Source organism: Embleya sp. NBC_00896 (genome assembly GCF_045207785.1).
Classification (GTDB): Bacteria; Actinomycetota; Actinomycetes; order Streptomycetales; family Streptomycetaceae; genus Embleya.
In genome coordinates this window covers 2,519,596-2,532,443 of sequence record NZ_CP108776.1, presented here as the reverse complement: position 1 = coordinate 2,532,443, position 12,848 = coordinate 2,519,596, and the positions used below count along the sequence as shown (strand labels likewise).

12 protein-coding genes and 1 riboswitch are annotated in these 12,848 nt (G+C 69.9%); of the genes, 11 read left to right on the top strand and 1 reads right to left on the bottom strand.

Going from position 1 to position 12,848, the window contains the following annotated elements; genetic code table 11:
- Positions 1-25: 25 nt before the first annotated feature.
- Positions 26-1,126, bottom strand: coding sequence for a glycine cleavage system aminomethyltransferase GcvT (gcvT, locus tag OG928_RS11250; protein WP_406282473.1), 1,101 nt, complete (start codon positions 1,124-1,126; stop codon positions 26-28).
- Between the two features lie 353 nt (positions 1,127-1,479).
- A riboswitch (glycine riboswitch) is annotated at positions 1,480-1,573 on the bottom strand.
- Between the two features lie 256 nt (positions 1,574-1,829).
- On the opposite strand from gcvT, the gene OG928_RS11245 reads away from it, so the two are divergent.
- From OG928_RS11245 to OG928_RS11195, 11 genes are all read left to right on the top strand, one after another.
- On the top strand, positions 1,830-2,441 hold the full coding sequence (locus OG928_RS11245; protein ID WP_406282470.1) for an AAA family ATPase: 612 nt from the start codon (positions 1,830-1,832) through the stop codon (positions 2,439-2,441).
- Positions 2,442-2,469: 28 nt separating this feature from the next.
- Positions 2,470-3,186, top strand: coding sequence for an enhanced serine sensitivity protein SseB (locus OG928_RS11240; RefSeq protein WP_406282467.1), 717 nt, complete (start codon positions 2,470-2,472; stop codon positions 3,184-3,186).
- Between the two features lie 113 nt (positions 3,187-3,299).
- Positions 3,300-4,028, top strand: a complete 729-nt coding sequence (locus OG928_RS11235) for an enhanced serine sensitivity protein SseB C-terminal domain-containing protein (protein ID WP_406282464.1) — start codon at positions 3,300-3,302, stop codon at positions 4,026-4,028.
- A 289-nt stretch (positions 4,029-4,317) separates the two neighbouring features.
- Positions 4,318-5,313, top strand: a complete 996-nt coding sequence (locus OG928_RS11230; protein WP_406282461.1) for an ABC transporter permease — start codon at positions 4,318-4,320, stop codon at positions 5,311-5,313.
- A 37-nt stretch (positions 5,314-5,350) separates the two neighbouring features.
- Entirely contained in the window at positions 5,351-7,117 is a 1,767-nt protein-coding gene (locus tag OG928_RS11225; RefSeq protein ID WP_406282458.1) for an ABC transporter substrate-binding protein, read from the top strand.
- A gap of 102 nt (positions 7,118-7,219) precedes the next feature.
- On the top strand, positions 7,220-8,227 hold the full coding sequence (locus OG928_RS11220; protein ID WP_406282455.1) for an ABC transporter permease: 1,008 nt from the start codon (positions 7,220-7,222) through the stop codon (positions 8,225-8,227).
- Positions 8,227-9,327: an ABC transporter ATP-binding protein gene (locus tag OG928_RS11215; RefSeq protein WP_406282452.1), complete on the top strand. Its 1,101-nt coding sequence runs from the start codon at positions 8,227-8,229 to the stop codon at positions 9,325-9,327. Before OG928_RS11220 ends, OG928_RS11215 begins: the two co-directional genes overlap by 1 nt.
- Before the next feature lie 68 nt (positions 9,328-9,395).
- Positions 9,396-10,607, top strand: a complete 1,212-nt coding sequence (locus OG928_RS11210; protein ID WP_406290902.1) for an ABC transporter ATP-binding protein — start codon at positions 9,396-9,398, stop codon at positions 10,605-10,607.
- A gap of 36 nt (positions 10,608-10,643) precedes the next feature.
- Positions 10,644-11,318, top strand: coding sequence for a trimeric intracellular cation channel family protein (locus tag OG928_RS11205; RefSeq protein ID WP_406282450.1), 675 nt, complete (start codon positions 10,644-10,646; stop codon positions 11,316-11,318).
- A gap of 38 nt (positions 11,319-11,356) precedes the next feature.
- Positions 11,357-11,593, top strand: coding sequence for a hypothetical protein (locus OG928_RS11200; protein ID WP_406282448.1), 237 nt, complete (start codon positions 11,357-11,359; stop codon positions 11,591-11,593).
- Positions 11,594-11,606: 13 nt separating this feature from the next.
- Positions 11,607-12,794, top strand: coding sequence for a cysteine desulfurase family protein (locus OG928_RS11195; RefSeq protein WP_406282445.1), 1,188 nt, complete (start codon positions 11,607-11,609; stop codon positions 12,792-12,794).
- Positions 12,795-12,848 lie beyond the last annotated feature (54 nt).

Genomic DNA, 12,848 nt, shown 5'->3' with positions numbered 1-12,848 from the left:
TGTGGCTGTTTGCGGAAGTATCGGGTCAGCCGCGCTTGTAGAACGGCAGTGCGACCACGTCGACCGGCTCGGCCTTGCCCCGAATGTCCACGGCCAGGCGAGTGCCCGGTTCGGCCCGATCCGACGCCACGTAGGCCATCGCGATCGGGACCCCGAGCGTGGGCGACGGCGCGCCGGAGGTGACCTCGCCGACCCGCTCGCCGGTCTCGGCGTCCACGACCGGGTAGCCCGCGCGCGGGACCCGCTTGCCGGGCGAGGTCAGGCCGACCAGCGTGCGACGCACGTCGTTCTGCGCGGCGGCCAGCGCCTCGCGCCCGACGAAGTCCTCCGGCTTGTCCAGGCGCACGACCCGGCCCAGGTTCGCCTCGTACGGGGTGGTGTCGCGGGTCAGCTCGTGTCCGTACAGCGGCATGCCCGCCTCCAGGCGCAGCGTGTCCCGGCAGGACAGCCCGGCCGGCACCAGCCCGTGCGGCTCGCCGGCCGCCGTCAGCGCGTCCCACAGCGCGACCGAGTCGCCGGGCGCGGCGAACAGCTCGAAGCCGTCCTCGCCGGTGTAGCCGGTGCGCGCGAGCAGTACGGGAATGCCCGCCACCTCGGCGTGCAGGATCGCGTAGTACTTGAGCGCGGGCAGGTCCGCGTCGGTGAGCGAGCCCACGATCGCGGTCGACGCGGGCCCCTGTACCGCGAGCAGCGTGTACTCCTCGGAGGCGTCGCGCACGTTCGCGTCGAAGCCCGCCGAGCGGTGCTTCAGGCTGCCGGCGACGACGTCGGCGTTGGAGGCGTTGGCCACCACCACGAAGTGCTCTTCGCCCAGGCGGTAGACGATCAGGTCGTCGACGATGCCGCCCTCTTCGGTGCAGATCATCGTGTACCGGGCGCGGTCGATCCCGATCTTCGAGACGAATCCGACCAGGGCGTGGTCGAGCGCACGGGCCGCGTCGGGGCCGGTGACCTCGATCTCGCCCATGTGGGTGAGGTCGAACAGGCCGGCGGTGGTCCGCACCGCGGTGTGCTCGTCGCGCTCGCTCTTGTACCGGAGCGGCATCCGCCAGCCGGCGAAGTCGGTCATCGTGGCCCCGAGCGCGTCGTGCACGGCGTCGAGCGGGGTCCGGCGGTCGGTGGTCATGCGAAGACTCCTTCGGAGGGACACCGGGGGCGACACCGGCCCGGTGCGGGCCCAGCCGCCGCGCGGTTCACGGGCGCGGTCGTGGCGCGCGCGTGTGCGGACGCGTGCGCGGCGCGGTGTGCGAGGGGTGGGGATGGATCCTGCGACGAATACTGCGGCGAGTACGAGGACAAAAGGGGGCTCCCTGCCATGGCTTTCAGCCCTTTTCGACCGGAATCGGTCGAAAAGTGGGGTGCCCTCCCCTTCTGTCATCGGAACCTGAGAGCTTCACCGCGGACGCGCGAACGACGCGCGCCCGGCGATTTGCACCGTGGGTGAGTCGCACCGAGGGAGCGACTGCTTTCCAGAAGTGCCTGACCCATGCGGTATCTGTGCCTGAGAGATTCCGGGGAGGAGTTGCTCCTTCGGCGCCCCGCTCGATGGCGAGGACTCTTCCGCGTGGGGTCGACGGCCGGTATTCGGTTGTGCCGGGCATGCTAGCGGTCCTTTACGGCAGCATGCGCGGGGGCACGACGGTTTGTGACACAAAAGGGGAGGGCTCGTGGAGACGGACTCGGCGGGGGCGCATACCGGCGCCGCGACGGGCGGCGTGCTGGTGCCCCGGTCCGTGCACGACCTCCGGGACGAGCGGAACCGGGTCGGGAGCCGGTCGGCGGACCACCGATCCGCGGACCACCGATCGGCGGACCATCGAGGAGAGCACGTGGTCGACGTGCTCGCCTACCCCTCGTCCTGCGTGCTCCTGGTGACCGGACTGCCCGGCGCGGGCAAGAGCACGCTGCTCACCCGCGTGGTGGCCCCGGGCCGCGAGGTCGCGGTGCTCGACGCGGACCGGGTCCGGGCGCGCTGGGCGGTCCGGGCGGGCCGGATCCCCTACCGGGCCTATCGGCCGCTGGTGCGGCTGTCCCACTACGGCGAGGTGGCCAGGGCGCTGCGCGCGGCGGGCGTGGTCGTCGTGCACGACAGCGGGCGCAATCCGATCCTGCGCCGCATCCTGGTGCTCGCCGCCCGCCGACGCGGGATCCCGGCGCACGCGCTGCTCCTGGACGTGACGGCCCATCAGGCGCTTTCCGGCCAACGCGAACGCGGGCGCGGGGTGTCCACGTCGGTGTTCGCCCGGCACCATCGCCAGTGGCGCGACCTGCTCGCGCGGCTCTCGCCGTGGCTGGAGGCCGGCCCCACGCTCGGGGCGGCACCCGGCGGGTTCGCGTCCTGTGTACTGCTCGACCGACCGGCCGCCCGCCGGCTCAACCGGATCGTCTTCACCGACCCGGTCCTCCGACAGGCCCGACGGCAGCCGCCGGTCGAGTCGTAAACTGCGGCGGACACAGAGGAGCACCACCATGCCGTTCCCGGCCAATCCCGTGGAGAGCGCGCTCGTCGCGGCGATGGGGGACTCGTCCCGGGCCGAGGCCCTGTTCGAGGCCCTCGCCGAGGCGGACGTGTGGGTGCCGCTGCCCGAGGGCGGCTCGCGGGCGGACACCGAACTGACCCTGCCGACCACCGAGATCGACGGCCGACCCTATGTGCCGGTGTTCTCGTCGGAGGAGGAGTTCCGCCGGGTCGCCGGGCCGATGGCGTTCACCGTCGCGCCGATGCGCGAGTTCGCGCGCGGGCTGCCGCCGCACGTCGGCATCGCGGTCAACCCCGGTGGCGAGGTGGGCATCCCGATCCCGCCGCCGGGCGTCCTGGAGTTGGCCCGGCTGCCCGGCGCGGGCCGGCGCGGCGCTCGGGTGCGGCTGTACGAGCCGGACGAGGAGCCGATGGACTTCCTGATCGCGGCCGCCGACGAGTTCACCCACGTGCCGGTCGTGCTGAGCGCGCGCCGCGGCCTCGGGGTCGTCGAGTCGGAGCCGCCGTGCCTGTTCGTCGGCGTCGAACTGGACCGCTGGCAGGAGGAGGACCGGCTCGCCGCGGTCGGCGCCCTGGAGCGCGCGCTCGGCCGCGCCGCGTGCCCGTGGCCGGTCAACGTGGTGCTGCTGGACGTGGCCCAGGATCCTGTGGGGGACTGGATGCTGGAGCAGACCCAGCCGTTCTACCTGCGGGCCGACCAGCGCTAGCCCGCGGGCCGCACGGCGGGGCACGGCGCTCGCGCGGCACGCGGCGTCGGGAGAACGATCGCCGACAAATCGTCGGCATCGGAACATCGGTACATCCGTTCGGGGAGGACGTCGTGAACCAGGTCGAGCAGGCATTGAGCCAGATGGCGCCCGGGCGTTACGACACGTACGAGCAGCTCCTGGAGGCGCTCACCGGCGCCCACGTGTGGATGCTGCTGTGGCAGGGGCAGCCGGGCAGCCCGGACGCGCAGTACGGGAACATGGACGTGGCCGGCTGGCGCTACGCCCCGGCGTTCACGTCCGAGGAGCAGATGCGGGCGAGTGGTTGGGACCGCTCGTTCGAGGTCTGCCCGGTCACCGAGATCGCCTCGTCGCTGTACACCGACCACTGGGGCCTGTGGCTGAATCCGCACGCTCAGGGCGGCGGCGTCGGGGTCCCCTACCTCGACCTGCGGCGGATCGTCGGCGGCCTGGACCGGCTGATGGCCGGCCCCCTGGAGGTCGGCGAACCGACCCTGTGGGACCCGGCGTTCTACGCGGTGCTCGGCGGCCTGCTGTTCCAGACCCAGGTGGTGCGAGCCGCGCACCGGGCCTGGGTGCGGCCCACGATCGGACCGGAACGACTCGTGATCGGCTTGCGCCTGACGGACAATCAGCCCGCCACGATGCAGAGGATGCGCGATGCGATGGCCCGCGCCTCGGAGGGCGCGCCCGCCGGCCTGACGCTGTCGTCGGTCGCGCTCGACGACCCCTTCGACCCGGTCGCGGCATGGATGCGGGACAACACCCGGCCGTTCATCGGGATCGACATGCTCGACGAGGCCGCGCGCAATCGGACGTGACTGTCCGGGGGCAACAGGCACTGATGCCCCCGAAAAACTGACGTTACGTCATCAACCGCTGCCTTGTTGTGATTTCGTGACCGATCTACGCGGATCAACAGGTGAATCGTGTCGCCGTAATCACGGTTCAGTAAAGGTATTCCTCCACCCCTGTTCGTGACCCGCGTCACGGAGGAGTCTCACCCGGACGACAGATCCCGAAGATCATCGGGATCTCAAGGCCGGGTACGGCGACGAGGATCGGCGATCCCGAGCCGCCGTCGCATCCGTGAGCGGGGAGGGTCGATCCATGACGGCACCGATCGAGACCACCGGTGTGGCCCGAGAGGCGCATCCCGAGGCGATCGCCGAATCCGCCGGCGTACGCATCGAGGGACGCTCGCTCGGCCAGATCGCGTGGGCCCGATTCCGCCGCGACAAGGTCGCGATGGCCGGTGGTGTCGTGATCGTCTTCATGGTGCTGGTCGCGCTCTTCGCGCCGCTGATCACCTCGGTCGTCGGTGGCGGGCCCACCGAGTACCACGACGATCTGCTCGACCCGGTGTTGAACATCCCCACCGGCAGCTTCGGCGGCGCGAGCCTGGATCATCCGCTCGGGCTGGAACCGGTCAACGGCCGCGACATCTTCTCGCGCATCGTCTACGGCGCCCGGATATCGATGCTCGTGGCCTTCCTGGCCACGCTCCTGTCCGTGGTGATCGGTGTCGTCCTCGGCACCGCGGCGGGCTACTTCGGCGGTTGGATCGACGCCGTGATCAGCCGCGCGATGGACGTCTTCCTCGCGTTCCCGCTGCTCCTGTTCGCGATCGCGATCGGCAGCAGCCTCCAGGGCGAGGCCTTCGGCCTCAAGGGCGACACGCTGCGTGTCACCGTCCTGATCTTCGTGATCGGCTTCTTCAGCTGGCCCTACATCGCCCGCATCGTGCGCGGCCAGACGTTGTCCCTGCGCGAACGCGAGTTCGTCGAGGCGGCCCGCAGCCTCGGTGCCACCGACCGGCACATCATCTTCCGCGAGCTGATGCCGAACCTGGTCGGTCCGATCCTCGTGTACTCCACGCTGCTCATCCCGACGAACATCCTGTTCGAGGCCGCCCTGTCCTTCCTCGGGGTCGGCGTCCAGGAACCCACCGCCTCGTGGGGCGGCATGCTCGCGCGTGCCGTCCCGCGGTATGAGGACGCCCCGATGTTCATGGTCGTCCCCGGAGTCACGATCTTCATCACCGTGCTCGCGTTCAACCTGCTCGGCGACGGGCTTCGAGACGCCCTCGATCCGCGCAGCCGCTGAATATTCCGTAGGTCCCCACGAGGAGGCACGACCAGCGATGAAACACCCGGTAACTCGCAGGCGCAGGGCCCAAGCGCTGATCGGCATGGTGGCCGTGACCGCGCTGGCCGCCACCGCGTGCGGTGGCGGAGGCGGCGGCACGAAGAAGTACCAGCCGAGCAACAAGGCCATCACCGAGGTCGTCAACAAGTCCGACAAGAAGGGCGGCACGCTCAAGCTCGTCAGCGCGGACAAGTTCGACTCGCTCGACCCGGGCGACATGTACTACGCCTCGGCGTGGAACTTCTCCCGCCTGATGGCCCGCCCGCTGCTGACCTTCAAGCCCGCCCCGGGCAACGCGAGCTACGAGTTCGCGCCGGACCTGGCCACCGATGTCGGCAAGACCGACGACGGCGGCAAGACCTGGACGTACCACCTGCGCAAGGGCGTCAAGTACGAGGACGGCACCGAGGTCAAGGCCTCGGACGTCAAGTACGCGGTCGAGCGGTCCTTCGACAAGGAGATCCTGCCGAACGGGCCGGCGTACTTCTCGCAGTACCTCGACCCGGACGGCACGTACAAGGGCCCGTACAAGGACTCCGCGCCCGACAAGCTCGGCCTCAAGGCGATCGAGACGCCGGACGACTACACCATCGTCTTCAAGATGAAGCAGCCGTTCGCGGACTTCAACTACCTCGCCGCGCTGCCGCAGACCGCGCCGGTCCCGCCCGCCAAGGACACCGGCAAGGAATACGTCAAGCACCCCCTCGCCTCCGGCGCGTACATGGTCGACGGCCAGTACGAGCCCGGCAAGGCGGTCAACCTGGTCCGCAACCCGCACTGGGACCCGGCGACGGACCCGCTGCGCAAGGCGCTGCCGGACCGGATCGAGCTGCTCGAGAAGCAGGACGCGAACGACGTCGACAACCGGCTCTTCGCCGGCACGGCGCAGCTCGACGTCGTCGGTACGGGTGTTCAGGCCGCGGCCCAGAACAAGATCCTGACCGACCAGAAGCTCGCCTCGAACTCGGACGACGCGGTCTCCGGTGCGCTGGCATACCTGGCGGTCAGCTCCAAGACGCCGCCGTTCGACAACGTGCACTGCCGGCGCGCGGTGCAGTACGCGGTCAACAAGAAGCAGATGCAGCGCGCGGTCGGTGGTGAGGTCGGTTCCGACATCGCCACGAACCTGATGCCGCCGACGCTGGCCGGGTCCAAGGTCTCGGACATGTACCCGAACGGCTCGGACCAGACCGGTGACGTCGCCAAGGCCAAGGACGAGCTCAAGCAGTGCGGGAAGGCGGACGGCTTCAGCACGGTCCTGACCGCCCGCAGCAACCGCCCCAAGGAGGTCGCGGGCGCGACGTCGGTGCAGAACGCACTGGCCAAGGTCGGCATCAAGATCGAGATCCGCCAGTACCCCTCGGGTGACTACTTCACCCAGTTCGCCGGTGTCCCGAAGTGGGTGGCGGACAACAAGGTCGGCATCATGTTCATGCAGTGGGGTCCGGACTTCCCGACCCAGTTCGGCTTCTTCCAGCAGATAGTCGACGGTCGCGCGATCAAGCCGGCCGGCGGCACGAACCTGTCGGAGCTGAACGACCCGGTGGTCAACGGTCTGATCGACAAGGCCACCACCACCATCGACCCGGCCCAGAGCGCGGCCATCTGGCAGGAGCTGGACCAGAAGGTCATGGACTCGGCGGTGATCGTGCCGTTCGGCTGGACCAAGTCGCTGCTCTACCGTCCGCCGAACGTGACCAACCTGGTCGTCACGCCCGCGTACTCGGGTATGTACGACTACCTCAACATCGGTATCCAGTAAGCCTGCGACGAGGTCAGTAGCCCGAAGGAGAGGTGAAGGCCCGTCAGTTCCGGCACGGGGAGCGGTGATCCCGCTCCCCGTGCCGGACCGGGTCGCCGGCTCATGATTTTCTATCTGCTCAGGCGGCTGGCGGGAGCGGTGGTGCTCCTGTTGATCGTCACCATGGCGGTCTTCGCCATCTTCTTCCTGATCCCGCGTCTGGGAGGCGCCACAAGCGACCAACTCGCCGCGCGATACGTCGGCAAGTCGCCTACTCCCGCGGCCATTTCGCAGGTCAAGCACAGCCTCGGGCTCGACAAGTCGGTGCCCGAACAGTACGGAAAGTTCGTCAAGGGCCTGGTCGGCGGCAAGGACTACGACACCGGTGTGCGCAAGGTGCACTGTGCGCCGCCGTGCCTGGGCTTCTCGTTCCGCAACAACCTGGAAGTGTGGCCGCGGCTGCTCGACCGGATCCCGGTCACGCTCTCCCTCGCCGCCGGCGCCGCGGTGATCTGGCTGGCCGCGGGTGTGTCGATCGGCGTGATCTCGGCACTCAAACGCGGCAGCATCTGGGACCGGCTGTCGATGGGCTTCGCGTTGGCGGGTGTGTCGCTGCCACCCTTCTTCACGGGCCTGGTGGCGCTGGCCCTGTTCAGCTATCAATGGCCCATCTTCAAGGGCGTCCATTACGTGCCACTACTGGATAATCCGGGCAGTTGGGCCTGGAACCTGATCCTGCCGTGGTTGACGCTCGCCTTCCTGTACGCCGCGTTGTACGCGAGACTCACGCGCGCCGGCATGTTGGAGACGATGAGCGAGGACTACATCCGCACCGCCCGGGCCAAGGGCCTGCGCGAGCGGGACGTGATCGTCAAACACGGCCTGCGTGCGGCGCTCACGCCGATCCTGACTATCTTCGGCATGGACGTCGGACTGTTGCTCGGCGGCGCGATCCTGACCGAACAGGTCTATTCACTCGACGGCATCGGCAAGTTCGCCGTCGAGGCGATCACGCAGCAGGATCTGCCCGAAGTGCTCGGCGTGACCATGGTCGCCGCCGTCTTCGTGATCCTGGCCAACCTCGTCGTGGACCTGCTCTACGCGGTCGTCGATCCCCGGGTGAGGAACTGATGCCCCGTCTGTTGCCGCGCCGCAAGCGGGACTCCGCGGCCGAACTGCCCCAGCTCGCCCCGGCCGGCCCGCCGCCGGATCCGGAGAACTTCCTCGAAGTGCGGGACCTCACCGTGCACTTCCCCACCGACGACGGCCTGGTGCGCAGCGTCGACGGGGTGAACTTCGCGCTACAGCGCGGCCGTACGCTCGGCATCGTCGGCGAGTCCGGCTCGGGCAAGAGCGTGACCTCGCTCGCGATCATGGGCCTGCACGGCAACACCAGTGCCCGGATCGGCGGCGAGATCTGGCTCGACGGTCAGGAACTGGTGCGCTCCACGCGCGAGCAGGTCCGACTGATGCGCGGCCGGCGGATGGCGATGATCTTCCAGGACCCGATGTCCTCGATGCACCCGTACTACACGGTCGGGCATCAGATCATCGAGGCATACCAGGTGCACAACGAGGTCACCGGCAAGCAGGCCCGCACGCACGCGATCGACCTGCTCGGCCGGGTCGGCATCCCGCGGCCCGACCGCCGCGTGGACGACTACCCGCACCAGTTCTCCGGCGGCATGCGCCAGCGGGCGATGATCGCGATGGCGCTCAGCTGCGACCCGGAACTGCTGATCGCGGACGAGCCGACCACCGCGCTCGACGTCACCGTGCAGGCCCAGATCCTGGACCTGATCCGGGAACTGCAAAGGGAGTTCAACTCCGCGGTCGTGATGATCACGCACGACCTGGGCGTGGTCGCCGAACTCGCCGACGACGTACTCGTGATGTACGGCGGGCGGGCGGTCGAGCACGGCGCCTCGCGCACCCTGTTCGAGCAGCCCCGACACCCCTATACCTGGGGCCTGTTGAGCTCGCTGACCCGGCTCGACCGCGCGCGCCAGGAGCGGCTGATGCCGATCAAGGGCAGCCCGCCGAGCCTGATCTCGCTGCCGTCCGGCTGCGCGTTCCGCACCCGTTGCCCCTACGCGGACAGCAACGACGGCCGGGAGAAGACCGAGGTCCCGGAACTGCTGGAGATCGGACCGGGCCACCGCACCGCGTGTCACCTCGATCCGGGGGAGCGCGAGCGGATCTGGACCGAGGACGTCAGGCCGCGGCTGTGAGCGAGACGGTGAACGTGGACGCGAGCACGGGCGGCAACGCGGATGGCCAGGCGAACAGGAACGCGGAAGTGACCGAGGGTGGCCGAGCGGGAGACGACGTGAAAGCTGCGGAGGCCGCCGAGGCCGGGGCTCGGGCGAAGCAGGGCGAGGTGCTCGTCCGGGTTCGGGGACTGCGCAAGCACTTCCCGATCCGGAGCGGGATGACGCGGCGCCGGGCCGGCACGGTCAAGGCCGTGGACGGGCTGGACTTCGACATCCGCGAGGGCGAGACGCTCGGCCTGGTGGGCGAGTCGGGCTGCGGCAAGTCGACGACCGGGCGGATGGTGATGCGACTGCTCGATCCGACCGAGGGCACGATCGAGTTCGGCGGGCGCGACCTCACCAAGCTCTCGCGCGCGAAGCTGCGGCCGCTGCGCCGCGACTTCCAGATGATCTTCCAGGACCCGCAGTCCTCCTTGAACCCGCGGCACACCGTCGGCACGATCGTCGGCCTGCCGTTTCGGTTGCAGAAGGTCACTCCGGAGGGCGGGGTCAAGAAGGCCGTCCAGGAGTTGTTGGAACTGGTCGGGCTCAGCCCCGAGCACTACAACCGGTATCCGCACGAGTTCTCCGGCGGTCAGCGGCAGCGGATCGGGATCGCCCGGGCGCTCGCGCTGCGGCCCAAGCTCGTGGTCGCCGACGAGCCGGTCTCCGCGCTCGACGTGTCGATCCAGGCGCAGGTGGTCAACCTGCTCGACGACCTGCAGAGCGAGTTCGGGCTGACGTACCTGATCATCGCGCACGACCTGTCGGTGGTCCGGCACACCAGCGACCGGGTCGCGGTGATGTACCTCGGGAAGATCGTCGAGATCGCGGACCGCGAGGACCTGTACGACTCGCCCAAGCACCCGTACACGGTCGCGCTGATGTCGGCGGTCCCGGTGCCGGACCCCGCGCGGCGCGAGACCCGCGAGCGGATCCTGCTCAAGGGCGACGTGCCGAGCCCGATGGATCCGCCGCCGGCATGCCGGTTCCACACGCGGTGCTGGAAGGCACAGGAGATCTGCTCGACGGTGGAACCGCCGCTCGCGGAGATCAAGCCCCGGCATCAGGTGGCCTGCCACTTCCCGGAGAACATGCCGGACGGGGACGGCGCGGGCGCCGGCGAGGTGATCGCGTTGGTGAAGCAGAGGGAGAAGCCCGAAGCGGCCGGGGAAGCCGGGGAAGCCGCAGAAGCTGCGGAGACCGCGGAAGCCGGGGAAGCCGGCAACGCGGACACACCGGCATCACCGGCCCCATGAGCATCGGTCGATACCCGGCGGTGTAGAACATCCGTTATGTCACCCGAGGTGCCGCCCGAGGTCTTCCATCACACGCTCCAGCAGGTCCTCGACCTGATCGGGATCTTCGTGTTCGCGGCGGCGGGCGCGCTGATGGCCGTCCGGAAGAACTTCGATGTCATCGGGATCACCCTGCTCGCCGAGGTCACCGCACTCGGCGGCGGGGTGATCCGCGACCTCATCATCGGCGCGGTGCCGCCCGCGGCCTTCACCGATCTCGGCTACTTCAGCGCTCCGCTGATCGCGGCCGGGCTGGTGTTCTTCCTGCATCCCCAGGTCGAGCGGATCATGTCGGCGATCGACGTGCTGGACGCGGCCGGGCTAGGGCTGTTCTGTGTGACCGGCACCGCGAAGGCGTATTCGTACGGGCTGAACCCGATCCCGGCCGCGGCGCTGGGGGTCACCACCGCCGTCGGCGGCGGCGCGTTGCGGGACGTGCTCGCCCGCGAAGTGCCCACGTTGCTGCGCTGGGACCGGGAGATCTACACCGTTCCGGCGCTGCTCGGGGCGGGCATCACGGCCGCGCTCCTCGAGTTCGACCTGTTCGGCCCGGCGACCGCCCTGGCGGCCGTGATGTTCGCGTTCCTGCTGCGTGTACTGGCCCTGCGGCGGGGGTGGCGGGCGCCGCGGGCCTGGCGCCGCAACTCCGGGACCAGCGCCGACGAGAGCTGAGCCGGCAGGCTCAGCGCCGCCACTCATAAGAGTGGACCGTGCCCAACACACCCCGGAACGCGTTGCAACAGGATGTGTGGGAGATCCAGCAGCCGTTGACCTACGACCACCGGCCGACCGAACCAGAGGACGTGCGCCGGCTTCGGCGACTCGTCGCGTACCCGACCGCAGTGCTGCTGTCCTGGCGATTGTGGCTCGACCGTCTCCTGCCCGGTGGGCCGCGCTACGGACGGGTGTACGGCCGCCCGCGTCGGCGCCCGCGCGCACCCGACTAAGCTGCGCAGTGCGATGGCCTACTTCGATCACGCGGCGACCACCCCGATGCGCCCTTCGGCAATCCGGGCCATGACCGTACAGCTTGCCCAGCTTGGCAACCCTTCCTCGTTGCACGCGTCCGGGCGACGCGCGCGCCGAGTGGTGGAGGAGTCCCGCGAGGCGCTGGCCCATGCGTTGGGTGCGCGACCGAGCGAGATCGTCTTCACCGCCGGGGGGACCGAGGCCGACAACCTCGCCGTCAAGGGGATCTACTGGTCCCGGATCGCGGCGGACCCGGCCCGGCGACGCGTGCTGGTCAGTCCCGTCGAGCACCACGCGGTGCTCGACCCGGTGTTGTGGCTGGAGTCGGCCGAGGGCGCCGTCGTCGAGTGGCTCGACGTCGACGCGGAGGGGCGGGTACAGCCCGACACCCTGCGGGCGGCGATCGAGCGTGATCCGGCGTCGGTGGCACTGGTGTCGGTGATGTGGGCCAACAACGAGGTCGGCACGGTCGAGCCGATCGCCGAGCTGGTCGAGATCGCCCACGAGTACGGCATCCCGTTCCACTCGGACGCGGTCCAGGCGGTCGGCCAGATCCCGGTGGACTTCGCGGCGACCGGCCTCGACGCGATGACCGTCACCGGGCACAAGTTCGGCGGCCCCGGCAACGCGGGCGCGCTCGTGCTCGGTCGCGGCATCTCGCCGGTGCCGGTGCTGCACGGCGGCGGCCAGGAGCGCGACGTGCGCTCCGGCACGCTGGACACCGCGTCGATCGCGGCGTTGGCGACGGCGGCCGAGGAGTCGGTACGCGAACAGCCGCGGTACGCGCGGCGGGTGGGCGCGCTGCGGGACGAACTGGTCCGGCGGATCATCGAGGCAGTGCCGGACGCGCAGCTCAACGGCGACCGGCGGCTCGACCCGGCCCACCGGCTGCCCGGCAACGCGCACTTCTCGTTCCCGGGGTGTGAGGGCGACTCGCTGCTGCTGCTGCTGGACGCGCGCGGGATCGAGTGCTCGACCGGGTCGGCCTGCTCGGCCGGGGTCGCGCAGCCCAGCCATGTGCTGTTGGCGATGGGCGCGGACAGTGCGCGGGCACGCGGGTCGCTGCGGTTCAGCCTGGGGCACACGACCACGGACGCCGAGGTGGCGGAGCTGGCCGAGGCGATTTTGCCGGTGGTGACGCGGGCGCGGTCGGCGGGCTCGGTGTCGCCGCGGCGATAGGTGGGGCGATGGATCGGTGGGTGGAGCCTCCCGGCTCGGGTAATCCCCTCGGGG